At 70.8% G+C, this 23,716-nt stretch carries 21 protein-coding genes; 4 read left to right on the top strand and 17 right to left on the bottom strand.

What is annotated here, in order from left to right; all coding sequences use genetic code 11:
• Window positions 1-585 precede the first annotated feature (585 nt).
• The 15 genes from tyrS to infC form a co-directional block, all read right to left on the bottom strand.
• The gene (gene tyrS, locus FS532_RS08365; RefSeq protein WP_144752709.1) at window positions 586-1,899 is read right to left on the bottom strand and encodes a tyrosine--tRNA ligase; all 1,314 of its coding nucleotides are present in this window, start codon (window positions 1,897-1,899) and stop codon (window positions 586-588) included.
• A gap of 108 nt (window positions 1,900-2,007) precedes the next feature.
• The gene (locus FS532_RS08370; RefSeq protein WP_144752712.1) at window positions 2,008-2,703 is read right to left on the bottom strand and encodes a DNA-3-methyladenine glycosylase; all 696 of its coding nucleotides are present in this window, start codon (window positions 2,701-2,703) and stop codon (window positions 2,008-2,010) included.
• A complete protein-coding gene (gene argH, locus FS532_RS08375; protein WP_144752715.1) occupies window positions 2,700-4,151 on the bottom strand; it encodes an argininosuccinate lyase in 1,452 nt (483 codons plus the stop codon). The genes FS532_RS08370 and argH overlap by 4 nt, the downstream gene beginning before the upstream one ends.
• Before the next feature lie 71 nt (window positions 4,152-4,222).
• Window positions 4,223-5,419 (bottom strand): argininosuccinate synthase, encoded by a 1,197-nt coding sequence (locus FS532_RS08380; RefSeq protein ID WP_144752718.1) that lies wholly within the window; start codon window positions 5,417-5,419, stop codon window positions 4,223-4,225.
• A gap of 15 nt (window positions 5,420-5,434) precedes the next feature.
• Entirely contained in the window at window positions 5,435-6,400 is a 966-nt protein-coding gene (argF, locus tag FS532_RS08385; protein WP_144752721.1) for an ornithine carbamoyltransferase, read from the bottom strand.
• Window positions 6,397-7,665 carry an acetylornithine transaminase gene (locus FS532_RS08390; RefSeq protein WP_260852618.1) on the bottom strand — a complete coding sequence of 423 codons (1,269 nt, stop codon included), beginning with the start codon at window positions 7,663-7,665 and terminating at the stop codon, window positions 6,397-6,399. The genes argF and FS532_RS08390 overlap by 4 nt, the downstream gene beginning before the upstream one ends.
• On the bottom strand, window positions 7,662-8,699 hold the full coding sequence (gene argB / locus FS532_RS08395) for an acetylglutamate kinase (protein WP_144752724.1): 1,038 nt from the start codon (window positions 8,697-8,699) through the stop codon (window positions 7,662-7,664). The genes FS532_RS08390 and argB overlap by 4 nt, the downstream gene beginning before the upstream one ends.
• The gene (argJ, locus tag FS532_RS08400) at window positions 8,699-9,898 is read right to left on the bottom strand and encodes a bifunctional glutamate N-acetyltransferase/amino-acid acetyltransferase ArgJ (protein ID WP_144752727.1); all 1,200 of its coding nucleotides are present in this window, start codon (window positions 9,896-9,898) and stop codon (window positions 8,699-8,701) included. The genes argB and argJ overlap by 1 nt, the downstream gene beginning before the upstream one ends.
• The gene (locus tag FS532_RS08405) at window positions 9,895-10,992 is read right to left on the bottom strand and encodes an N-acetyl-gamma-glutamyl-phosphate reductase (protein WP_144752730.1); all 1,098 of its coding nucleotides are present in this window, start codon (window positions 10,990-10,992) and stop codon (window positions 9,895-9,897) included. Before FS532_RS08405 ends, argJ begins: the two co-directional genes overlap by 4 nt.
• 77 nt (window positions 10,993-11,069) lie before the next feature.
• Window positions 11,070-13,562: a phenylalanine--tRNA ligase subunit beta gene (pheT, locus tag FS532_RS08410; protein ID WP_144752733.1), complete on the bottom strand. Its 2,493-nt coding sequence runs from the start codon at window positions 13,560-13,562 to the stop codon at window positions 11,070-11,072.
• Window positions 13,562-14,602, bottom strand: coding sequence for a phenylalanine--tRNA ligase subunit alpha (gene pheS / locus FS532_RS08415; protein WP_144752736.1), 1,041 nt, complete (start codon window positions 14,600-14,602; stop codon window positions 13,562-13,564). Before pheS ends, pheT begins: the two co-directional genes overlap by 1 nt.
• A gap of 70 nt (window positions 14,603-14,672) precedes the next feature.
• Window positions 14,673-15,518, bottom strand: coding sequence for a TrmH family RNA methyltransferase (locus tag FS532_RS08420; RefSeq protein ID WP_144752738.1), 846 nt, complete (start codon window positions 15,516-15,518; stop codon window positions 14,673-14,675).
• A 66-nt stretch (window positions 15,519-15,584) separates the two neighbouring features.
• The gene (gene rplT, locus FS532_RS08425; RefSeq protein ID WP_022908516.1) at window positions 15,585-15,968 is read right to left on the bottom strand and encodes a 50S ribosomal protein L20; all 384 of its coding nucleotides are present in this window, start codon (window positions 15,966-15,968) and stop codon (window positions 15,585-15,587) included.
• A gap of 27 nt (window positions 15,969-15,995) precedes the next feature.
• Window positions 15,996-16,190 (bottom strand): 50S ribosomal protein L35, encoded by a 195-nt coding sequence (gene rpmI, locus FS532_RS08430; RefSeq protein ID WP_022903519.1) that lies wholly within the window; start codon window positions 16,188-16,190, stop codon window positions 15,996-15,998.
• Window positions 16,191-16,251: 61 nt separating this feature from the next.
• Window positions 16,252-16,914: a translation initiation factor IF-3 gene (gene infC / locus FS532_RS08435; protein ID WP_144752741.1), complete on the bottom strand. Its 663-nt coding sequence runs from the start codon at window positions 16,912-16,914 to the stop codon at window positions 16,252-16,254.
• A gap of 264 nt (window positions 16,915-17,178) precedes the next feature.
• On the opposite strand from infC, the gene FS532_RS08440 reads away from it, so the two are divergent.
• Window positions 17,179-17,526 (top strand): DUF1844 domain-containing protein, encoded by a 348-nt coding sequence (locus tag FS532_RS08440; RefSeq protein WP_144752744.1) that lies wholly within the window; start codon window positions 17,179-17,181, stop codon window positions 17,524-17,526.
• Window positions 17,527-17,648: 122 nt separating this feature from the next.
• Here FS532_RS08440 and FS532_RS08445 read toward each other — a convergent pair whose 3' ends face one another.
• Entirely contained in the window at window positions 17,649-18,917 is a 1,269-nt protein-coding gene (locus FS532_RS08445; RefSeq protein WP_144752747.1) for a phosphotransferase, read from the bottom strand.
• Window positions 18,918-19,016: 99 nt separating this feature from the next.
• On the opposite strand from FS532_RS08445, the gene FS532_RS08450 reads away from it, so the two are divergent.
• Together FS532_RS08450 and FS532_RS08455 are read left to right on the top strand one after the other, a co-directional pair.
• Window positions 19,017-19,472 (top strand): MaoC/PaaZ C-terminal domain-containing protein, encoded by a 456-nt coding sequence (locus FS532_RS08450; RefSeq protein ID WP_144752750.1) that lies wholly within the window; start codon window positions 19,017-19,019, stop codon window positions 19,470-19,472.
• Window positions 19,473-19,556: 84 nt separating this feature from the next.
• On the top strand, window positions 19,557-21,428 hold the full coding sequence (locus FS532_RS08455; RefSeq protein WP_144752753.1) for a glycoside hydrolase family 2 protein: 1,872 nt from the start codon (window positions 19,557-19,559) through the stop codon (window positions 21,426-21,428).
• Between the two features lie 106 nt (window positions 21,429-21,534).
• Here FS532_RS08455 and FS532_RS08460 read toward each other — a convergent pair whose 3' ends face one another.
• Window positions 21,535-22,383, bottom strand: coding sequence for an alpha/beta fold hydrolase (locus FS532_RS08460; protein WP_144752755.1), 849 nt, complete (start codon window positions 22,381-22,383; stop codon window positions 21,535-21,537).
• A gap of 126 nt (window positions 22,384-22,509) precedes the next feature.
• Here FS532_RS08460 and FS532_RS08465 point away from each other — a divergent pair, with 126 nt between their 5' ends.
• Entirely contained in the window at window positions 22,510-23,709 is a 1,200-nt protein-coding gene (locus FS532_RS08465) for a hypothetical protein (RefSeq protein WP_260852619.1), read from the top strand.
• Window positions 23,710-23,716: the final 7 nt, after the last annotated feature.

Here is a 23,716-nt window from a genome sequence, read left to right on the forward strand (position 1 = left end):
AACTCTCCGTAAAAAAATTACAACCAACACTCCGAAGAGCATCAGCGAGTTGATTCTGACTGTTGACTGTCTACTGACAATCTTCAATCCAAAAGGAATTGTCTCCGAACCCACCAGCAAAACTGATGAGTCACGGGGTCAATAAATTGGCATTGACAATGTGCACGCTGTTGAGTTCTCAAGGACCAGACGCACTCCCCACTCGACCCCGAAAGAGGTTCCGCCAGAGAGGCTTTCGTTCTTGGTTGTGACCACCGGTGTGTCGTCGGACCGTGAAGTCCAGTGGCTCATCCCGTAGGAGAGAACCGGTGGAGTAGTCATCCTAGGCGTCGAAGCGATCCAGCGCAAGGCCAGATCTGAACTTCAGTGGAGGATGGTCCCGCTTGAGGGCCGGCGTGCTCTGGGCTTTCGCTCCAGCCGCTCCGCCGCACCTTTGGGGTGACGAGTAAGAACTATACGCAGCGTTCGGCGGGTGCGCCAAGACGGGCCACATCCCGGGCGTGTCGCCTTGTGCAACACGTGCCGCCCGAACGCAGCGATGCCCGGCTCCCACCTGGGGAACCGGGCATCGACGAGCGGCGACGATCAGGAGAGCGTCACGCCGGCGAGGGTCTTCTTGCCACGACGGAGCACGAGCACTCCCCCGGGCAGGGCAAGGTCGGCCAGCGGTGCGGTCGGGTCCTCGGCGCGGGCGTTGTTCACGTAGACCCCGCCCTGGTCGATCGCCCGTCGGGCCTCACCGAGGGACTTCACGAGTTCGGTGTCGACGAGCGCGCGGGCGACGTCGGCATCGCCGGGCAACGCCACGGACCCCGGGAGCTCGGCGATCGCCGATCGGAGGGTGTCGGCGTCCAACGCACCGAGGTCACCGTTGCCGAACAGGGCCGCCGAGGCATCGATCGCCGCCTGAGTCGCCTCGGGTCCGTGCACGACCGCGGTCACCTCGAACGCGAGGGTCCGCTGCGCCTCGCGTCGGAACGGCTCGTCGGCGACGGCCTGCTCGAGGCGTTCGATCTCGGCGCGTGACAGGAACGTGAACTGCCGCAGTCGGGCGATCACGTCGGCGTCCGCCGTGTTGAGCCAGAACTGGTAGAACGCGTACGGCGAGGTCATGTCCGGGTCGAGCCAGATCGCGTTGCCCTCGCTCTTGCCGAACTTCGTGCCGTCTGAGTTCGTGATGAGTGGCGTCCCGAGCGCGTGCACCGTGGACCCCTCGGTGCGCCGGATGAGCTCCGTTCCCGAGGTCAGGTTCCCCCACTGGTCGGACCCGCCGGTCTGCAGGGTGCACCCGTACTGCAGGAACAGTTCGCGGTAGTCCAGGCCCTGCAGGATCTGGTAGCTGAACTCGGTGTAGCTGATCCCTGCGTCGGAGTTCAGCCGTGCGGCGACGGCGTCCTTCTTCAGCATCGAGTTCACCCGGAAGTACTTGCCGATGTCGCGCAGGAAGTCGATCGCGGACAGCGGTGCAGTCCAGTCGAGGTTGTTCACGAGCCGGACGCCGTTCTCGCCGTCGGGACTGAGGAACCGGGACACCTGCCCCTGCAGGCGCGTCACCCACTCCCCCACGGTCTCGCGGGTGTTCAGCGTGCGTTCCGCCGTCGGTCGCGGATCTCCGATGAGTCCTGTGGACCCGCCGACCAGGGCGAGCGGCTTGTGTCCGGCCAGCTGGATGCGGCGCATCGTGAGCAGCTGCAGCAGGTTGCCACAGTGCAGGGACGCAGCCGTCGGGTCGAAGCCGCAGTAGTACGTGATCGGCTCGCCGTCGAGGGCCTCCTTGAGTGCCGTCTCGTCGGTGGAGACGTGCACCAGATCGCGCCAGCGCAGTTCGTCCCAGACCGAGGCGAAGGTCGGGTCGTTCTGCTGGCGCGTCAGGACATCGTGAGCGGATTCACTGGACACCCAGCCATCGTAGCGGCGAGCGAGGGCCTGGAGGCGCGGTGCGGTCTGGGCCCACGCCGCCGGTTCCGGCGCGACGCGCCAGCGGCGGGCCGGCCGTGCCGGTGGGGATCAGTCGACGGCACCCTTGTGACGCCGGTACGTCGACACCGTCGGGTCGCCCGTGAGCCAGAAGCGCCAGGGGAACCGCGCACCGCCGGCGATGCCGCCGACGCCGGTCCGCGGCCCCCGCGCGATCCGTGGGACCGGACCGGTCCCCGCCGGCCCGGGGAGGGTCTCGGACAGGAGTTCCTCGACGACGCGGGTCGGCCCGTCGGAGGCGAGCCGCGCCTCCAGGCCGGGAGCCAGGGTGAGCACGTACGGACCGGAACCGTCGAGGAGGGCGGTGCCGTCGTCCTCGCCGAGGACGGCGCCGAGTGCGCCGCCGAGGTTGCCGGGCCCCCTCGCCAACGCGACGTCGCTGACCGCGGGGCCGCGCCGTCCGCGGGCCGTCTCGATGCCGGCGACGACCTCGGCTCCCCGGAGCAGCGATCCCGAGGACGTGCCGGCGGGTGCGCTCACGACGTTGACGCACGTGTGGATGCCGTACGAGCGGTACGCGTACAGCGTGCCGGGCGGTCCGAACAGGTGGCGGTTGCGCGGTGTCGGACCGCGGTGTCCGTGGGATCCGGGGTCGGTCGGGCCGAAGTAGGCCTCGACCTCGGTGATGCGCAGGACCACGCCCTTGCCCGCGATCGTCGCGCCGAGCAGCGCCGGTGCGGACACCGGTGCGGGCTCGGACAGGAGCGCGAGCGTCGGGTCGGTCATCGCGTGAAGGGCACGCCCTCGGCGAGGTCGTGGACGCGTCGGGTGAGCGACGCGAGCTGTTCCGCGACGCGGTCCGGTGCGGTGCCGCCGGTGCCGGCGCGCGATGCGACGCTGCCCTCGATCGTGAGGACGGCACGGACCTCGGAGGTGAGGTGCTCCGAGACGGTCAGGTACTCGGCGTCGGTCGGGTCGTCGAGCTCGATGCCCCGTTGCTCGCAATACCGGACCAGCGCGCCGGAGATCTCGTGCGCATCGCGGAACGGGACCCCCTGCCGGACGAGCCACTCGGCCACGTCGGTCGCGAGCGAGAAGCCCTGCGGCGCCAGCTCCGCCATCCGGTCGGTGTCGAACGCGAGCGTCGCGACCATCCCGGTGAACGCGGGGAGCAGGACCTCGAGCTGGGCGATCGAGTCGAAGACGGGCTCCTTGTCCTCCTGCAGGTCGCGGTTGTACGCCAGCGGGAGGCCCTTGAGCGTCGCGAGCAGGCCGGTCAGGTTGCCGATCAGCCGACCGGACTTGCCGCGTGCGAGTTCGGCGATGTCGGGGTTCTTCTTCTGCGGCATGATGCTCGACCCGGTCGAGAACGCATCGTGGAGACGGACGAAGCCGAACTCCTTCGTGTTCCAGAGGATGATCTCCTCGGCCAGGCGGGAGACGTCGATGCCGATCTGCGCGAGGACGAACGCGAACTCGGCCACCACGTCACGGGCAGCGGTCGCGTCGATCGAGTTGTCCGCCGGACGGGCGAACCCGAGCTCCTGCGCGATCGCCGACGGGTCGAGGCCGAGCGAGCTGCCCGCCAGCGCACCGGCGCCGTACGGGCTCACGCTCGCACGGTCGGCCCAGTCGCGGAGACGCTCGAGGTCGCGGACGAGCGGCCACGCGTGCGCCAGCAGGTGGTGGGCGAGGAGGACGGGTTGCGCGTGCTGCAGGTGCGTGCGCCCCGGCATGATCGCGGCGGGGTGCTCGTTCGCCTGCTGGGAGATCGCGTCGACGAGGTCGATCACCAGGTGCCCGATGCGGCGGCCGTGGTCGAGCATGTGCATCCGGCCGAGCGTGGCGATCTGGTCGTTCCGGCTGCGGCCGGCACGGAGCTTGCCGCCGAGCTCGGGGCCGAGGTCGGCGATGAGCAGCCGCTCGAGGGCGCCGTGGACGTCCTCGTCGCCGTCGTCCGGGCGGAGCGCACCGGTGGCGTGCTGCTCGAGCAGACGGTCGAGGCCCGCGAGCATGCGGTCGAGCTCGTCGGCCGACAGGTACCCGGCGGTGTGCAGCGCTCGGGCGTGCGCCCGGGAGCCGGCGATGTCGTACGGTGCGAGCTGCCAGTCGAACTGGGTCGAGCGGGACAGCGCGGCGAGCTCGGCGCTCGGGCCGTCGGCGAAGCGGCCGCCCCAGAGGGCGCCCGTGTTGGTGGCGTCGGTCTTGGCGGCGGGCTGGTTCGCGTCGGTCACGTCTGGTTCCGTTCGGTGGTGGTTCGCGCTGGTGTGTACTGCGTGGTCGCGTCGTGCGTGGTCGGGCTCGGTCAGTTCGCTTGGTCGCGTCTGGCGGCGATCTTGCTCGGCATGGACCAGATGTCGATGAAACCCCTGGCCTGCGACTGGTCGAACGCGTCGCCGGTGTCGTACGTCGCGAGCTCGAAGTCGTAGAGACTCTGGCTCGACCGTCGACCGGTGACGACCGCTCGGCCGCCGTGCAGCTGCAACCGGATGTCGCCCGTCACGTGCAGCTGGGTGTGGTCGACGAAGGCATCGAGGCTCCGCTTCAGACCGCCGAACCACAGGCCGTCGTAGACCAGGTCCGCCCACTCCGCCTCGACACCCCGCTTGTAGCGGTTCACGTCGCGTTCGAGGGTGAGGCTCTCGAGTTCCTCGTGTGCGGCGATGAGCGCGACGGCGGCCGGTGCCTCGTAGACCTCACGTGACTTGATGCCGACGAGGCGGTCCTCCACGACGTCGATGCGGCCCACGCCGTGCTTGCCGGCGAGGGCGTTCAGCTCCTGCACCACGCGCAGCATGCTGAAGCGCTGCCCGTCGATCGCCACCGGGACGCCCTGCTCGAAGGTGATCGTGACCTCGTCCGGGTCACGCGGGACCGTGGGGTCCTGCGTGTAGGCGTAGAGGTCCTCCGCCGGGGCGTTCCACGGGTCCTCGAGGAACCCCGTCTCCACCGCGCGACCCCACACGTTCTGGTCGATCGAGTACGGCGACCCCGCGCTCTGCTCGATCGGGAGGTCGTGCTGCCGGGCGTAGGCGATCGCCTTGTCACGGGTCAGTGCGAGGTCCCGCACCGGAGCGACGCTCGCCAGGTCCGGCGCGATCGCAGCGACCGCGGCCTCGAACCGCACCTGGTCGTTGCCCTTGCCGGTGCAGCCGTGCGCCACGCTGTCGGCGCCGAGCTGCTTGGCGGTCAGGGCGAGGTGCTTCGCGATGAGCGGCCGGCTCAACGCGGACACCAGCGGGTACCGCTTCTGGTACAGCGAGTTCGCCTTGAGCGCCGGCACGAGGTAGTCGTCGGCGAACTCGTCCTTCGCGTCCACGACGATCGACTCGACCGCGCCGCAGTCGAGCGCACGCTGCCGGATGGCGTCGAGGTCCTCGCCGCCCTGGCCGACGTCGACCGCGAGGGCGACGACGTCCTTGCCGGTGGCGTCACGCAGCCAGCCGATGCCGACGGACGTGTCGAGTCCGCCGGAGTACGCCAGGACGACGCGGTCAGCCACTTCGGTCTCCCTCGGTCAGACGGTGGCCGTTGCGACCGGCGTCGGTGCAACGCCAGCGGTGTTCGCGGCCAGGAGCCAGGCGAGCAGGGCCTTCTGGGCGTGCAGACGGTTCTCCGCCTCGTCCCAGATGATGCTCCGCGGGCCGTCGATGACCTCGGCGGTCACCTCGAAACCCCGGTCGGCGGGCAGGCAGTGCATGAACACGGCGTCGTCCGCGGCGTGCGCCATCAGGGCGTCGTCCACGCGGTAGCCGTTGAAGGTGTCGAGCCGCGCCTGCTTCTCGTCCTCCTTGCCCATCGACACCCACGTGTCGGTGACGACGACGTCCGCACCGGCGACCGCGGCGACCGGGTCGGTCACGACGAGGACCGAACCGCCGGTCTCGGCAGCGCGGCGCTCGGCGTCCGCCACCACGGCGGCGGCCGGGGAGAACTCGGCGGGAGCGGCGACGCGGACGTGCATGCCCGCCGTCGCTCCGGCGAGCAGGTACGACTGCGCCATGTTGCTCGCACCGTCGCCGATGAACGCGACCGTCTGGCCGGCGAGGGCGCCGCGGTGTTCGCGGATCGTGAGGAGGTCGGCGAGCAGCTGGCACGGGTGGAAGTCGTCCGACAGCGCGTTCACCACGGGGACCGACGTGTTCGCGGCCATCTCCTCGAGCCCGGCCTGGCCGTAGGTGCGCCAGACGATCGCGGACACCATGCGCTCGAGCACGCGGGCGGTGTCGGACGGGGTCTCCTTGCCGCCGAGCTGGCTGTTCGCCGTCGAGATGATCAGCGGGCTGCCGCCGAGGTCGGAGATCCCGACGTGGAACGACACCCGCGTGCGGGTCGACGACTTGTCGAAGATCACCGCGACGCTCTGCGGGCCGGCGAGGGGCTTCGCTCCCCAGCGGTCGGCCTTCATCTGCTCGGCGATGTCGAGGATCGCGGACTGCTCGGCCTGGCTCAGGTCGTCGTCCCGGAGGAAGTGGCGGGTCATGCGGAGGTCTCCTGAGTGGCGGTGCCCTGGTCGTCGGCTGCGTGCTCGGCAGCGGCGTGCTCGGCAGCGACCGCGGCGAGGCTCTCGGCGAGGATCGATACGAACTCGTCGATCTCGGCGTCGGACACGATGAGCGGGGGCGCGATGCGCAGGCTCGACTCGTTCGGGGCGTTGATGATGAGGCCGCGCTCGAGTGCGGCCGCGTTGACGGCCGCGCCGATCGGGCCGGCCAGGCCGACACCGATGAGCAGGCCGGTGCCGCGGACCTCCTCCACCAGCGGCGACGCGATCCCGGCGATGCCCGCACGGATACGCTCGCCCTTGGTGACGGCTCCGGCGACGAGGTCGGCACGCTCGATCTCGGCGAGCACGGCGTTCGCCACACGGGTGCCGAGCGGGTTGCCGCCGAAGGTGGACCCGTGCTGTCCGGCTGAGAACAGGTCGGACGCCCAGCCGAACGTGACGAGTGCGCCGATCGGGAAGCCGCCGGCGATGCCCTTGGCGATGGTGATGGCGTCCGGCGTGAACCCGTGCCCCTGGTACGTGAACCAGTTGCCGGTCCGGCCGACACCCGTCTGGATCTCGTCGAGGATCAGGAGCGCACCGTGCTCCTCCGTGAGGCGACGGGCGGCCAGCAGGAACCCCTCGGGCAGGTCGACGACGCCGGCCTCGCCCTTGATCGGCTCGACGATGAGCGCGGCGACGGTGTCGTCGATCGCGCCTTCGAGCGCGTCGACCGTGGAGTCGATGTGCTCGACGCCCGGGACCATCGGCAGGAAGTCCTCCTGCAGCGCGGGCTTGCCGGTGAGCGCGAGCGCGCCCATCGTGCGCCCGTGGAAGCCCTGCTTCAACGCGAGGATCCGGGTCTTCCGACCGTCGGCACCGCGGTTGAGCCGCGAGAGCTTGAAGGCGGCCTCGTTCGCCTCTGCTCCGGAGTTGCCGAAGTAGACGCGGCCGGCCTCGCCCGCACCCGTGATGCGCTTGAGGCGTTCGGCGAGCTCGAGCTGCGGCGGCGTCGCGAAGTAGTTCGACACGTGCACGAGCTTCGCGGCCTGGTCGCTGATCGCCTCGACCAACGCGGGGTGCGCGTGACCGAGGGAGTTGACGGCGATGCCGGCGAGGAAGTCGAGGTACTCGTTGCCGTCGACGTCCCAGACGCGGCAGCCCTGCCCGCGCTCGAGCATGATCTTCGGCGGGGTCAGGGATCGCATGAGCGACGCCCCGAACCGGTCGTTCCAGGTCTCGGTCTGCGTCTCGGTGCTCACTGCTGCTGTCCCTTCTCGGTCGTGCTGGCCACGTGTTGGCCGGTGGTGCTGGTCGTCGACGGTGCTGCGACGCGTCGGCCGATCTCGGCGTGCGTCATCTGGTTCTCGGTTCGTCGGCTCGGGTCCGGGATCACCTCGGTGCCCGCGCCGCGCAGGGTGAAGACCTCGAGGAGGATCGAGTGCGGGATCCGACCGTCGATGATCGTCGCGCCGCCGACCCCACCGACCACGGCGTCGAGGCACGCGGTCATCTTCGGGATCATCCCCGACTCGAGCGACGGCAGCAGGGCGCGGAGTTCCTCGACGGCGATGAGGTCGACGATGGAGTCGCGGTCCGGCCAGTTCCGGTACAGCCCGGGGACGTCGGTGAGCATCATGAGCTTCGACGCCTTGAGCGCGATCGCGAGCGCCCCGGCGGCCGCGTCGGCGTTCACGTTGAGTGCCTGGTCCGGGTGGGCGTCGTCGATGGCGATGCTCGACACCACCGGGATGCGGCCGGCCTCGATCGCGGCGAGTACGCCGGAGGGGTCGACGTGCGTGATGTCGCCGACGTGACCGAGGTCGAAGTGCTCGCCGTCGACGACGACGCCCTTCTTCTCGCCGGTGAACAGCGAGCCGCCGTCCCCGAACACCCCGACCGCCAGGCCGTCGCCGTGCTCGTTCATCAGGTCGACGATCTCGCGGTTGACCTCGCCGGCGAGCACGTCGCGGACGACCGTGATCGCCTCGGTCGTGGTCACGCGGTAGCCGCCGCGGAACTCGGACGCGATGCCCTGTTCCTTCAGCGCCGCCGAGATCTGCGGGCCACCACCGTGCACGACCACGGGGTGCAGGCCGGCGTACCGGAGGTAGACCATGTCCTCGGCGAACGCGCGCTTGAGGTCCTCGTTCACCATGGCGTTGCCGCCGAACTTGATGACGACGATCTTGCCCGAGAACCGCTTCAGCCACGGCAGGGACTCGATGAGGGTCGCGGCCTTGACGGTCGCGAGCTCGTGCTCTTCTTCCTTCGAGAGGATGCTGTCGTCGGCCATCAGCTGGAGTACGCGCTGTTCTCGTGGACGTAGTCGTGCGTGAGGTCGTTCGTCAGGATCGTCGCCGAGAACGGTCCGACCCCGAGGTCGATGAGCACGTCGGTGTCACGCGGTGTCAGGTCGACGCTGTCGCTCGGCTGGTCCGGCGCCCCGGCGTGGCAGACGCGGACCCCGTTCATCGAGACGTCGACCGCGTACGGGTCGAAGTCGGCGTCCGTGGTGCCGATCGCGGCGAGCACCCGGCCCCAGTTGGGGTCGTTGCCGAAGACCGCGGCCTTGAACAGGTTGTTGCGGGCGACGCTGCGGCCGACCGTCACGGCGTCGTCCTCGGTCGCGGCGTTCACGACGTGGATCGCGATGTCGTGGCTGGCACCCTCGGCGTCCTGCTGCAGCTGCCGAGCGAGGTCCGCGCAGACGGCGGTCAGGGCTTCCTGGAAGTCACCGACCTCCGGTGTGACGCCGCTCGCGCCGGAGGACAGCAGCACCACCGTGTCGTTCGTCGACATGCAGCCGTCCGAGTCGACCCGGTCGAAGGTGACACGGGTGGCGGCGCGGAGTGCCTGGTCGAGCTCGTCCGAGCCGACCACGGCGTCCGTGGTGATCACCACGAGCATCGTCGCGAGTCCGGGGGCGAGCATGCCCGCGCCCTTCGCCATCCCGCCGACGGTCCAGCCGTCCTCGGTCACGACGGACTGCTTCGGCTTCGTGTCGGTGGTCATGATCGCGGTCGCAGCGTCCGGACCGCCGTCGGCCGACAGCGCCGCACTCGCGAGGTCGACACCCTTGAGCACGTTGTCGCGGAACGCCTGGTCACCGACACCGATGAGGCCGGTCGAGCAGACGACGACGTCGCCGGCGCCGATGCCGAGCGCCTCACCGACCGCCTCGGCCGTCATGTGCGTGGTCTGGAACCCGAACGGACCGGTGAAGCAGTTCGCACCGCCGGAGTTCAGGACGACCGCACGGGCCACGCCGTCACCGACGGCCTGACGCGACCAGATGACGGGGTGTGCCTGTGCACGGTTGCTGGTGAAGACCGCCGCCACGGCGGCGTCGGGTCCGTCGTTCACCACGAGGGCCACGTCGGGCTTGCCGCTCGTCTTGAGTCCGGCGGTCACGCCGGCTGCGCGGAACCCCGCTGCCGCGGTGACGCCCTGGAGGCCCGACTCGCTCTGGGTGGTCTGGCTTGCGTCGGTCACGGGGCGACTCCGTCCACGCTGAGGCCGAGGGTCTCCGGGAAGCCCAGGGCGATGTTCGTCGACTGGACCGCGGCACCGGCGGTGCCCTTGGCCAGGTTGTCGAGGGCGCTCACCGCGACGACGCGGCCGGCAGCCTCGTCGACCGCGACGCCGACCAGGGCCGTGTTCGCACCGATGGTGTCGGCGACCCGGGGGAACTCGCCCTCGGGCAGCAGGTGCACGAAGGGTTCGTCGGCGTAGGCCTGCTCCCAGGCGAGCCGGACGTCGCGGGCGCTCACACCGGGGGCGAGCTTCGCCGTCGTCGTCGCGAGGATGCCGCGGGACATCGGGACGAGGACCGGCGTGAACGAGATCGTCACGTCGGACGCACCGGCGACGACGAGGTTCTGCTGGATCTCCGGGATGTGCCGGTGCTTGCCGCCCACCGCGTACGCGCTCGCGGAGCCCATGATCTCGGACGCCAGGTAGGTGTTCGCGAGCTTCTTGCCGGCGCCGCTCGGGCCGACGCTCAGCACGGCCACGATGTCGTCCGACTCGACCAGTCCGGCCTGGATGCCCGGCTGGATGCCGAGCGTCACCGCGGTCACGTTGCACCCGGGGACGGCGATCCGCTTCGTGCCGACCAGCGCCGAGCGCTGCCGACTCTGCGCCTGGATGTCGTCGACGTCACGCCACTCGTCCGCCGACCCCGGGGTGGGTGCGGCGAGCAGGAGTTCGGGGAGGCCGTAGGTCCACGCGACGTGGTAGTCGCCGCCGTAGAACGCTTCCCACGCAGCCGGGTCCGTCAGCCGGTGGTCCGCGCCGCAGTCCACGACGAGCGTGTCGTCGCCGAGCTCCGCGGTGATCGCCCCGGACTGCCCGTGCGGCAGCGCGAGGAAGACCACGTCGTGTCCGCGCAGGGTCTCCGCCGTCGTCTTCTCGAGGGTCAGGTGCGACAGCGAACGGAGGTGCGGCTGCGTCGCGATCAACGGCTGTCCGGCGTTCGAGAACGCCGTCACCGTCCTGACGTCGAACTCGGGATGGGCGGAGAGCACGCGCAGGAGCTCACCGCCCGCGTAGCCGGAGGCTCCCGCCACGGCGACGGATACGGACATGGGATTCCACCTTTGGTCGGACTGGTCGTCGAGAGAGTCGGAGGCGGCGGCCCCGGGCGGTGCTGGTCCCGATGGGATCAGTCGCGCAGGGTCGCCCCGAATCGCTCGCCGGCACGTCGGACGGCGCCGTCACGGGCCTCGGAGGCCTCGGCAGCGGTCAGCGTGCGGTCCGTGGCACGGAAGCGCAGGGCGAACGTCAGGGACTTCTGTCCCTCGTCCACGCCCGTGCCCCGGTAGTCGTCCACGAGCCGAGCATACTCCAAGAGGTCTCCGGCACCAGCCCGGACCGCATCCAGTACTTCGCCCGCCGGTACGTCGGAACCCACCACGAGGGAGAGGTCCTGCGTCGCCGCCGGATAGGACACGATCGGTGCCACCGACACCAGCTCCGGTGCCGCGGCCACGAGGGCGTCGAGGTCGAGTTCGACGACGGCGACCACGCGCGGCAGGACTGCGGCCTCGGTCAGCTCGGGCAGCAGTTCGCCCGCGACGCCGACGACCGTGTCGCCCACGAGGAGCGACGCCGCGCGCCCCGGGTGCAGGGACGGGTGCGTCGTCTGCGCCACGGTCAGCTCGACGCCGACCGCCCAGGCGACGGTGCGGGCCACGTCGAGCGCGTCCGCGATGCCGTACGGCTCCGGCTGGACGCCGGGCTGCCTCACGACGCGGTTGCCGGTGAGCAGTGCGGACACGTGGAACGGCTGCGGCGGCAGGGCGGCGTCGAGCGCAGCAAGGGTCTCGCGGTCCGGCAGGGTGCCACCGGCCGGGACCGTGTCCGTGCCGAGCGTGACGCCCTGCACCGGCAGGAACACCCGCGAGGTCTCGTAGAGCGCGACGTCGACGAGCCCGCGCGACACGTTCCGCCGAGCAGCGTCCACCAGCGCCGGGAGGCCGCTGCGGCGGAGCAGGCTCTGCTCGCTGTCGAGGGCGTTCGCGAGCACCACGCTCGGACCGCCGTCCGGGTCGATCCCCGGGTAGGCGTCCTGCGTTGTCTGCGAGACGAACGGCGCGGTCACGGCCTCGACGAGTCCGTCCGCGGCCAGCGCGGCGGCGACGCGGCGGCGTGCCTGCTGGTGCCCGGTCAGACCGCGGCCGGGCGGGGCGACCGGCAGGACGCTCGGGATGCGGTCGTAGCCGACGATGCGCGCGACTTCCTCGACGAGGGTGGTGTCGTCGGTGAGGTCCTGACGCCAGGTCGGCGGGGTCACGGCGAGGAGCGCTCCGTCGACGTCGACCGTCGCGCCGATCGCGCGGAGGGTGTCGATGACCTCGGCGTCGGTGTACTCGACGCCGATCATCTCGGCCGGGCGCGACAGCCGCATGGACACGGCCGGTCGCGACGTGGTGTCGACGAGCGTCGAGCCGAGCGCGTCGGCCGTGCCGCCCGCGAGCTCGACGAGGAGCTCGACGGCACGGTTCGCGGCGGCCTCGGCGACGAGCGGGTCGACGCCACGCTCGAAGCGACGGGACGCCTCGCTCGGGAGCTTGTGACGACGGGCCGTGCGGGCGATCGAGACCTGGTCGAAGCCGGCTGCCTCGATCAGGACGTCGGTCGTGCCGTCGGAGATCTCGGTGCGGGCGCCACCCATGACGCCGGCGAGTCCCACGGGACCCTGGTCGTCGGTGATGACGAGGTCCTCCGGGTCGAGCGTCCGCGTCACGTCGTCGAGGGTCGTCAGGGTCTCGCCCGCTGCGGCACGGCGGACCCCGAGGCCGCCCTGGACCTTCGCCAGGTCGTACCCGTGCAGGGGCTGACCGAGCTCGAACATGACGTAGTTCGTGATGTCGACGGGGAGCGAGATCGAGCGCACGCCCGCGAGGGCGAGGCGGGACACCATCCACGCCGGTGTCTTCACCGTCGGGTCGATGCCGCGGACGACACGGGTGACGAACGTCGTCGCACCGACACGGCCACGGATCGGGGCGCGGTCGTCGATCGTGACGGCGAATCCCTCGGCGCCGCGGGGCGTGACGCGGTCGACGGGGTCGTGGAAGCTCGCACCGGTGGCGTGCGCGTACTCGCGGGCGACCCCGCGCATGCTCAGCACGTAGCCGCGGTCCGGCGTGACGTTGATCTCGACCGCGGCGTCGTCCAGGCCGAGGAGCGCGATGGCGTCCTGGCCGACCTCGGGCTCCATGCCGAGGTCGGCGAAACGGAGGATGCCGTCGTGCTCGTCACCGAGGCCGAGCTCGCGCGCCGAGGCGATCATGCCGTCGGACACGTGCCCGTAGGTCCTGCGGGCGGCGATCGGGAACGGCCCGGGGAGCACCGCGCCGGGCAGCGTCACGACGACGAGGTCGCCCACGTCGAAGTTGTGCGCACCGCACACGATGCCACGGGGTTCGGGCTCGCCGACGTCGACCTGGCACCAGTTGATCGTCTTGCCGTTCTTCTGCGGCTCGGGGTCGCGCTCGAGCACGCGGCCGACGACGATCGGACCGGTGAGGTCGTAGGTGTGGACGTCCTCTTCCTCGAAGCCCACCGACACGAGCGCCGCGTGGACGTGCTCGAGGGTGACGTCGTCGGGGAGGTCGACGGACTCGCCGAGCCAACGGAGTGGGACGCGCATCAGACCACCGTTCCGAACTGCTGCGAGAAGCGGATGTCGCCCTCGAGGAAGTCACGCATGTCGTTCAGGCCGTTGCGGAACTGCAGCGTCCGCTCGATGCCCATGCCGAACGCGAAGCCCTGGTACTCGTCCGGGTCGATGCCGGCCGAACGCAGGACGTTGGGGTTGACCATGCCGCAGCCACCCCACTCGACCCACCGCGCGCCGCCCTTGGCGTTGGGCTGCCAGACGTCCATCTCGGCGCTGGGCTCGGTGAACGGGAAGTAGTTCGGGCGGAGGCGGATCTGGGCCTCGGCACCGAACATCTGGCGGGCGAAGTGCTCCAGCGTTCCGCGCAGGTGCGCCATCGTCAGGCCCTTGTCGATCGCGATGCCCTCGACCTGGGTGAAGACCGGCAGGTGCGTGGCGTCGAGCTCGTCGGCGCGGTACACGCGACCAGGGGCGATGACGTAGAGCGGGAGGTCACGGGAGAGCAGCGAGCGCACCTGCACCGGCGACGTGTGGGTGCGCATGACGAGGTGCCGCTCGACCGGCTCGACGAAGATCGTGTCGGCCATCGCCCGGGCGGGGTGGTCCGGGTCGAAGTTCAACGCGTCGAAGTTGAACCACTCGTGCTCGAGCTCGGGGCCCTCCGCCACTTCCCACCCCATGCCGACGAAGATGTCGGCCACGGTCTCGTTGAGGAGCGAGAGCGGGTGACGGGAGCCGTGCGCACGGCGGACCGGGAGCGCGGTGACGTCGACGCGCTCGGCGTCGAGCCGTGCGCGTTCCTCGGCCTCGGCGAGCACGGACTCCTGCTCGGCGACGGCCTTGTTCACCTGCCCACGGGCCTGGCCGACGAGCTTGCCCGCTGCGGCCTTCTGCTCCGGCGGCACGCTGCGCATCGACGCGTTCATCCGCGCCAGCGCGGACTGCTCGCCGGTGTGCTCGGCCCTGGCCTGCTTCAGCTCGGCGACGGTCGTCGTGGCACGGACCGCAGCGAGGGCCCGGTCCACGGCGTCGGCGACGGCCGATTCGCTGATCTCGAGAGGTTCTGACACGAGGCCCAAGCCTACCGGCCCCTGGGATACCGCCGTCCTGTACCGGGTGGACTGGGGACGACGGACGCGGTCAGTCGCCTGTGGAGGGGTTGGCCGTGCGCTGCGCGAACGCCGACTCGTACAGGCAGACGGACGCCGCGGTCGCGAGGTTCATCGACTCCGCCCTGCCGTAGATCGGCACCTTCACGGCGCGGTCGACGAGCGCGAGGTCCTCCGCGGTGAGCCCACGGGCCTCGTTGCCGAAGACCCACGCGGTCGGGCCGTCGAGCATGCCGTCCGCTCGGACCTCGGGCAGGTCGTCGCCCGAGACGTCGGCGGCCAGGATCGTGTACCCGAGACCCCGGGCACGGGACACCGCGTCGGCGAGCGTGACGCCGACCGACACCGGGACGTGGAACAGCGACCCCGTGGTCGACCGCACGACCTTGGGGTTGTACGGGTCGACGCTCCGACCGGTGAGGACCACGGCGTCGGCACCCGCGGCGTCGGCCGCGCGGATGATGGTGCCGGCGTTGCCGGGATCACGCACCTCTTCCAGGATCGCGACGATCCCCGGCAGGCCGCCACGCGCCTCCAGGCCGGCACCAGCGTCCGGGAAGACGTCCTTGACCGACGTCGGGAACTGCTGGCACACCGCGACGACGCCCTGCGGCGTCACCGTGTCGGCCATCGCGTCGAGGACCTGCTCCGTCACGAACCAGGTGTCGACCGGCGCGTCGTCGAGCGCGTAGCGTGCGGCCGCCGTCGGGGTGACGTAGAGCTCGCGGAGGAGCTCCGGGCGGTACTCGATCGCCTCGCGCACCGCCTGCGGCCCTTCGAGCAGGAACAGGCCCGTCTCGGCGCGCACGTCCTTCTTCGACAGCGCTGCGACGGCACGGACACGGCCGGCCTTGGGGTTCTCGAGGAGATCGCTCACGGGACAAGTCTAGGAACGACGAAACCCCCGCCGGACCGGCGGGGGTTTCGCGAGCAGAAGAACTGACTACGCAGCCTTCGGGGCCGAGGTGTCGGCCGGGAGTGCCTTCTTGGCGGTCTCGACGAGCGCCGCGAACGTCTCGGGGTTGTTCACCGCGAGGTCCGCGAGGATGCGACGGTCGACCTCGACGCCGGCAAGGCCGAGGCCCTGGATGAGGCGGTTGTAGGTCAGGCCGTTCGCACGCGACGCAGCGTTGATGCGCTGGATCCAGAGGCGACGGAACTCGCCCTTCTTCGCGTGACGGTCACGGTACGCGTAGACGAGGGAGTGGGTGACCTGCTCCTTGGCCTTGCGGTACAGACGCGAACGCTGGCCGCGGTAGCCCTCGGCGCGCTCGAGGATGACGCGGCGCTTCTTGGCGGCGTTGACCGCTCTCTTTACTCGTGCCATTGATCTATTCCTTTACGTTCCGGGGGCTCAGTGGCCGAGGAGCTTCTTGACGTTCTTCGCGTCAGCCTTGGCGAGGACCTGGTCCTCGTTGAGGCGGGCCTTGCGCTTGGCAGACTTGACCTCGAGGTTGTGACGCATACCGGCCTGCTGCTTCATGATCTTGCCGCTGCCGGTGACCTTGAAGCGCTTCTTCGACCCGGAGTGGGTCTTCTGCTTGGGCATGGTGGTGCCTTTCCGTGGGATGGATGGGGAGCCGCGTCGTTGCGGGGTCGGTCGGTGGGACCTATTCGGCGGGAGCTTCGGCTTGCTCGGACTGGGCCGGCGCCTCAGCGTCGCCCTTGCCCTTCGCAGCGTGCTCCGACGCACGACGCTCGGCCTTCTCGGCAGCGCGCTTGGCGTTCTGCTCGCCCTTGACGTCGGACTTGTTCTTGAGCGGGGCGATGATCATCGTCATGTTGCGGCCGTCCTGGGTCGGACGCGACTCGACGACGCCGAACTCGGCGATCTCCTCGGCGAACTTCTGGAGGAGACGGACACCCTGCTCCGGACGCGACTGCTCGCGGCCACGGAAGAGGATCATCGCCTTCACCTTGTCGCCACCGAGGAGGAAGCCCTCGGCACGCTTGCGCTTCGTCTCGTAGTCGTGCACGTCGATCTTCAGGCGGAAACGGACTTCCTTGAGGTCCGTGTTCACCTGGTTGCGACGGGCTTCCTTGGCCTTCTGAGCGGCCTCGTACTTGAACTTGCCGTAGTCCATGATCTTGGCCACGGGCGGCTTCGAGTTCGGCGCGACCTCGACCAGATCCAGCTCGGCTTCCTGCGCGAGGCGCAGTGCGACGGCGATGGGGACAACGCCGACCTGCTCGCCCTGGGGTCCGACAAGACGGACCTCGGGGACGCGGATTCGGTCGTTGGTACGGGGATCGGGAATGCGGAGCTCCTTCAATCAGGTGGTGGCCGTCCGGGGCGTTTGCCCTGGGCGACGGCACGAGAGAGGAGATCTGACGCACGGATCGTGACCCGTTCGGCAGCCGCCCGACGCCGACCCCTGCGGGACGGCCGACCGACGCGGACGCCGGTGGAGCGGTTGGGACCCGGTAGCCTGATGGTGCACGGCCGCGGGTGGGAGAGACTCCTCTTTCACGATGCTGTTCGCCGCCCGGAGGCGCACGGAAGCATCTGCCGCGACAGAGTCTAGCAGAGGAGCACCGTGACCGACACCCCGCCCAACGACGCCGCCGAGGAAGCTCGCGACATCTCGGAGGTCCCCGCCGTCGAACTCATCAACACGGTCGCCGTGCACCTGCTGAGCGCCGCCGCGGTGAAGGTCGGGCTCGCCGACGACCCCGAGACGCAGACCGACCTCGACGAGGGCCGGAAGCTCATCACCGCGCTCGCCGGCCTCGTGACCGCGGCCGCGACCGAGATCGGCGACCAGCACGCCCGGCCGCTGCGCGACGGGCTCCGCTCCGTGCAGCTCGCCTTCCGCGAGGCGTCGGCGATCCCGGACGCGCCGGGCGCCGGACCGGGCGAGAAGTTCACGGGTCCCGTCAACTGACCGACGTGACCAGATGCGGACTGGAGGCACGGTGCCAGCTGGCACCGTCCTCCCTCGCAGGCTCGGTCGGCGCGCCCCGCGTGACGCTGGCGCGTCACCGCTGAGCGGGGCGCGCCCGTCCGTCATGCGGTCGCCGTCGCGAGCCGCGTGACGGCGGCGAGCGGGATGCCCACCCAGGCGGGTCGGTTCCGGGTCTCGTAGACGACCTCGTAGACGGCCTTGTCGAGCTCGAACGCGTCGAGCAGTTCGCGGTGGGCGCGGAGCTCCGTCCCTGTGCCGCGCTGGTAGCCGTCCAGGAACGCTGATCGTGCGGCGCTCGCCCACTCCCCCGCGTCGACCGGGTCGTCGTCCTGTGCCAGGGCGCCGGCGACGTAGTCGAACGAGCGGAGCATGCCCGCGACGTCCCGGAGCGTGACGTCCGGCAGGGAGCGGTCGGTCAGCGGTCGGAGCGGTTCGCCCTCGAAGTCGAGGAAGACCCACCCACGCGGCTCCGGGGCGGCGAGGACCTGCCCGAGGTGCAGGTCGCCGTGGATGCGCTGCAGGTCCGGCCACGCGACCTGCTCCGCGCGGGCGTAGACCGCACGGACGGCGTCGACGTGTTCGGCGACGGCCGGGGCCTCGCGGGCGGCTGCGTCGAGCCGGGCGTGCATCGTCGCGATCGCCGTGGCCCGCCGGGAATCGTCCGCGGGCTCGGTCGGCAGCGCCGAGGCGAGCGTGCCGTGCACCTCGGCGAGCGCGGCGCCGAGGTGGTCCGCGTCGGTCGCGAACGAAGTGCCCTGCCGGGCGTCGCGGAGGGCGACGCGCCAGGCGTCCTCGAGTCCGGGCAGGAACTCCTGGGCGAAGGCGAGGTGCCCCGTGGCCGATCCCTCGGCGCGACCGGTGTCGGGCCAGGAGCTGCGCAGGGCACCGTAGACGCGCGGGACCCTGGTGCTGCCCGCCGCCGAGAGGGCGAGCTGGGTCGTGACGTCCGGGTTGTCGCCATGGTGCAGGACCCGGAAGACCTTCACGATGACCTGCTCGCCGGAGTCCGTGTCGCAGATGACCGAGGTGTTCGACTGCTCGCCGCTGAGGACGCGGGAGGACGACACCGTGCCGATCGGGCGGAGGCTCTCCGGGTCGGCGTCGATGCGGGCGGCGAGTGCGCGGATCCACTCGGGATCGGTGGTGGCGTCCCGCAGCGCCTCGCCGTCGGTCGTGCGGACGGGCGCTTGGTAGAGGACCGGCCCGGTGGGGGCGTCGTCGAGGACGAGCCGGGTGCCGTCGTGCTCGGCGATCGTGCGGAGCCGTGGGACCCCGCCCTTCGCCGTGTACCAGCGCTGGTGGGCGATCCAGCCCTCGAGCGTACGGTCGGTGGGCTCGGCGGTGCGGTGCTCGAGTGCCTCGTCGCTCATGCAGCGAACCGTACGCGGCGGCGGCTGGACCGGTTCGGGGGAGCTGCGCCGGCCGGACCTCGCACCGTGCGAGGTGCGAGCGTCTGGGAGGATGACACGGTGCCGCACTACCTCGAGGACCTCGCCGCCGGACAGACCTTCACGACCCCGGGTCGGACCATCACCGAGGCCGACGTGGTCTCGTTCGCGTCGTGGACGAACGACAACAACCAGGTCCACACCGACGTCGAGTTCGCCGCGAAGACCCGGTACGGCCAGCGGATCGTGCACGGGCTGCTCGGTACGTCACTCTGCCTCGGCCTCATCGCCCGCACCGGGGTGTTCGAAGGGTCGGCGGTGGCACTGCTCGGCATCGACCAGTGGCGGTTCACGGCGCCGGTGTTCATCGGGGACACCCTGACGTGCGAGGTCGAGATCCTGTCGACGCGGCTGACGAGCTCCGGCAAGACGGGCATCGTCGAGCGGACGGTGTCGCTCCGGAACCAGCGCGGCGAGGTCGTGCAGCAGGGGCGGATGGACGTCATGGTCCTCACGCGCGCGGCTGCGATCGGCTGACCGAGCAGACGACCCTCGGTCGGCGCCGCGTGCAATCGTTGCCGCACTCTTTACAACGATGTACAGCCGCGCCAGCATGGACGCATGAGCACGCTCGACGGCACCGTCGCCGCACCAGACACCGCCCTCCCGCCGGCCCTCCCGCTCGCCTCGCGGCAGGACGGCTCGTACCCCCGCCCCCAGATGCTCCGCGCCGACTGGGCGGACCTCGACGGCACGTGGTCGTTCCGGAACGACGGGGACGATGCCGCATGGCGCGCGGGCTTCCCCGACGCGCGGGACATCGTCGTCCCGTTCCCCCCGGAGTCCGTGGCGTCCGGCATCGACGAGCCCGGCTTCCACCCGGTCGTCTGGTACTCCCGGACGATCACCCGTGCGGACCTGCTGGCTGCCGGACACACCGCCGAGGCGCCCCGACTCGTGCTGCACTTCGGTGCCGTCGACCACCGCGCCCGCGTCTGGATCGACGGCCAGTTCATCGGCGAGCACGAGGGCGGGCACACCCCGTTCTCCTTCGACGTGACGGAAGCGCTGGCGGGCGGGACCAGCACCGACCCCGATGCCGTCCACACCCTCGTGGTCCGCGCGGAGGACGACCCGCACGACCTCACCCAGCCCCGCGGCAAGCAGGACTGGCACGAGGACCCGCACGCGATCTGGTACCGCCGGACGACCGGGATCTGGCAGACGGTGTGGCTCGAGGCCGTGCCGACCGCGTCGATCGAGTACCTGCGCTGGACGAACGTCGACCACGGGACCGTCCGCCTGACCGTCCGGCTCCGCGGCGAGCGCACCGGCCGCGAGCGCCTCCGGGTCGAGGCCCGCTGGGACGAGCGCGACGAGCACCTCGCCACGATCGAGTCCACGCTCGGCGACACGTCCGACGAGTTCGACGTCGTGGTCCCGATCGCCCGACAGACGAACGGCCAGGCCGAGGACGAACTGCACTGGACCCCCGAGGCGCCACGGCTCGTCGACACCACCGTCACCCTGCTGGACCGCGCGGGACACCCGGTCGACGCCGTCGCGTCGTACTTCGGCGTCCGCACGGTCGGCGTCGACGGCGGCGCTTTCCTGCTGAACGGCCGGAGCTACGACGTCCGGAGCGTCCTGAACCAGGGGTACTGGCCGGACTCGCACATCGCCGCGCCCTCCCGTGAGGCACTCCGCCGCGAGGTCGAGCTCATCAAGGAACTCGGCTTCAACGCGGCCCGCAACCACCAGAAGATCGAGGACCCGCGCTTCCTGTACTGGGCGGACCGGCTCGGCATCCTGGTGTGGGGTGAGGCGCCCGGGGCGTACGCGTTCTCCCCGCGCGCGGTGCAGCGGCTCATGCGCGAGTGGATGGACGCCGTCGAGCGCGACGCCTCGCACCCGTCGATCGTCACCTGGGTACCGGCGAACGAGAGCTGGGGCGTGCAGCACATCGCCACGGACCCGGCGCAGCAGGCCTACGCCCGGTCGTTGGCGGACGTCACGCGGGCGATCGACCCGACGCGTCCGGTGATCTCCAACGACGGGTGGGAGCACACGAACTCGGACATCATCACCATCCACGACTACGACGGCGTGGGCGAGAGCCTGGCGAAGACGTACGCCGACGACACGGCACGGTCGGAACTGTTCCACGGGATGGGTCCGTCCGACCGGTGGGTGCTGGTCGGCGGTGCGACGGACCACGGGCAGCCGGTCATGCTGACCGAGTTCGGCGGGGTGAACTACCAGCCGGGAGCGCAGCGCGAGGACGGGTGGGGCTACACCTCCGCCACGGACGGCGACGACTGGATCGCCCGGATCACCGCGCTGTACGACGCGATCCGTGCGAGCTCGTTCCTCGCGGGGTCCTGCTACACGCAGCTGACGGACACGATGCAGGAGACGAACGGTCTGCTGAACGCCGACCGCACCCCGAAGGTGCCGATCGAGCAGATCCGGCGGGCCATCACGGGTCGCTGACGCGACGCAGACAGCCGGGAGGCGCGCCTCCGTTGAGCAGCAATGGTCGGGTCCGACGAACGGACCCGACCATTGCTGCTCAGTCGACGCGCAGATCGGCGCGCGGTCAGGAGTCGAGGAAGCGCAGGACCGCCTCGTTCCACTCGTCCTTGTGCGAGGCGAGCACCCCGTGCGGCCCGCCCTCGATCACGTGCGTCTGCGCGTTCGGGATCGCCGCCGCGGTGCGCTGCCCGGAGACCTCGAACGGCACGATGCCGTCGGAGTCGCCGTGGATGACCAGCGTCGGGACGTCGACCTTCGTCAGGTCGTCGCGGAAGTCGGTGGTCGCGAACGCCGCCGTGCAGTCGAGGGTGCCCTTCGGCGAGGCCAGCTCGGCGATCGCCAGGTCGTAGGCACGCTGGTCGCCGGACACGAGGGGCTTGTTCACGAGCGACGGCTTCCCGGCCGTGTAGAACAGGTCGACGAACTCGTGCAGGAACGCCGGGCGATCCCCGGTGATGCCGTTCGAGAACCAATCCGCGAGGTCCTGGTCGACTCCGCCGTCCGGGTTGTCGTCCGACTTCCACAGGTACGGCGGGACGGCACTCGCGAAGACGAGCTTCGCGACCTTGGCCGTGCCGTACGTCGACACGTAGCGCGCCAGTTCGCCGCCGCCCATCGAGAACCCGATCAGGGTGACGTTCGTCAGCCCGAGCTCGGTGATGAGCGTGTCGAGGTCCGCGGCGAACGTGTCGTAGTCGTACCCGCCCCACGGCTGCGACGACTGGCCGAACCCGCGGCGGTCGTACGCGATGACCCGGTGGCCGGCCGCGACGAGCGCCGGGACCTGGCCTTCCCACGAACGGCCGGACAACGGCCAGCCGTGGATGAGGACGACCGGGTCGCCCGAACCGAAGTCGTCGTAGTGCAGATCGATGTCGTGCCCGTTCTCGGCTCCGACGGTGATGAACGGCATGCTGCCTCCTGTGGTTGCTCGTCCAGGGAACGGTTCCGATGAAACGCCCCGGAGCTTGGGCCGACGGTGAGTCCGTACGCCTTGCGGACAGCAGCCGCACGCCGTGGACGTGGGAGGATCGCTCGGGTGACCAGCGCTGCGGAGACGACCCGCGCCTCCAGGCCGGCCCCGGACGCGCCCCACAGCACGTGGACCACTCCCCTGTTGCTGTGGCTGGCGTCCCGCGTCGTCAGCACGGCGCTGCTCGCGACCGTCTACGTCGTGGCGACCGCGAACGGCTGGACCTTCGCCTCGTACCGTCGTGACCCGTCGTTCTTCACGTTCTCGGGTTCGTGGGACGCGTCGTTCTACCGGATCATCGCGGAGCACGGGTACCCGACGACCCTGCCGCTCGACGACGCCGGCCACGTCGCTCCGAACGCGTGGGCGTTCCTGCCCGTGTTCCCCGCGCTCGTACGCGCGGTCATGCCGCTGACGGGCGGGTCCTTCTGGGTCGCCGGCGTCCTGGTGTCGGCGCTCGCCGGGGCGGGGGCGTGCGTGCTGCTGTACCGGCTCGTCCTGGCGGTGGGCTGCTCGCACCGGGCACGCTGGGCGACCGCGCTGTTCGCGTTCGCCCCGACCGGATTCCTGCTGCAGGTCGCCTACGCGGAGAGCACCTTCCTGCTGCTGCTCTTCGGGGCGCTGCTCGCCCTGGTGCGTCGTCGGTACTGGCTCGTGGCGCCGCTCGGGCTCGTCGCGGCGTTCACGAAGCCGGGCGTGCTCGCGCTGGCCGTCGCGCTCGCCGTGCACCTCGTCGTGCGGTGGGTGCAGGAGCGTCGGGCGCTGCCCGTCCGGGACGCGGTGGCCATCGTCGTGTCGGGGCTGGTCGTGGCAGCGGCGGGGCTGGCGTGGCCGGTGATCGCCTCCGCGGTGACCGGTCGCCCGAACGCGTACCTCGACACCGAGCTGTCGTGGTGGGTGGGGTTCGTCGGGCGGCAGCACTTCGCGCCGCTGACGCCGTGGTTCACGATGGCGGGGACGTGGCTCGGGCCGCTCGGGGTCGTGCTCGTGGTCGCTGTGCTGGCGGGTGCGGTCTGGTTCTGGTGGCGGCGCGACGTCCGGGCGCTCGGGGTCGACGTGTGGGCGTTCACGGCGTCGTACGGGCTGTACCTCGTCGCGGTGTTCCTGCCGCAGCAGAGCCTGCCGCGGCTGCTCATGCCGATGGCGCCGCTGCTCGGGTCGGACGTGTTCGTGCGGACGCGGCGGCGGGCGGTCACGTGGCTCGTGGTCGGGGTGTGCCTGCAGCCCGTGGCGATCGTGCTGATCTGGTTCCTCGGGTACCCGTGACGCGGGC

The organism is Curtobacterium pusillum (assembly GCF_007673235.1).
GTDB lineage: Bacteria > Actinomycetota > Actinomycetes > Actinomycetales > Microbacteriaceae > Curtobacterium > Curtobacterium pusillum_C.

Bases quoted from the DNA above. Each gene is read 5' to 3' on its own strand.
- FS532_RS08370 (WP_144752712.1), bottom strand. From the start codon at position 2,703: ATGACCGACCCGACGCTCGCGCTCCTGTCCGAGCCCGCACCGGTGTCC.
- argF (WP_144752721.1), bottom strand. From the start codon at position 6,400: ATGACCCGCCACTTCCTCCGGGACGACGACCTGAGCCAGGCCGAGCAG.
- argB (WP_144752724.1), bottom strand. From the start codon at position 8,699: ATGGCCGACGACAGCATCCTCTCGAAGGAAGAAGAGCACGAGCTCGCG.
- FS532_RS08405 (WP_144752730.1), bottom strand. From the start codon at position 10,992: ATGTCCGTATCCGTCGCCGTGGCGGGAGCCTCCGGCTACGCGGGCGGT.
- pheT (WP_144752733.1), bottom strand. From the start codon at position 13,562: ATGCGCGTCCCACTCCGTTGGCTCGGCGAGTCCGTCGACCTCCCCGAC.
- rplT (WP_022908516.1), bottom strand. From the start codon at position 15,968: ATGGCACGAGTAAAGAGAGCGGTCAACGCCGCCAAGAAGCGCCGCGTC.
- rpmI (WP_022903519.1), bottom strand. From the start codon at position 16,190: ATGCCCAAGCAGAAGACCCACTCCGGGTCGAAGAAGCGCTTCAAGGTC.
- FS532_RS08445 (WP_144752747.1), bottom strand. From the start codon at position 18,917: ATGAGCGACGAGGCACTCGAGCACCGCACCGCCGAGCCCACCGACCGT.
- FS532_RS08455 (WP_144752753.1), top strand. From the start codon at position 19,557: ATGAGCACGCTCGACGGCACCGTCGCCGCACCAGACACCGCCCTCCCG.
- FS532_RS08460 (WP_144752755.1), bottom strand. From the start codon at position 22,383: ATGCCGTTCATCACCGTCGGAGCCGAGAACGGGCACGACATCGATCTG.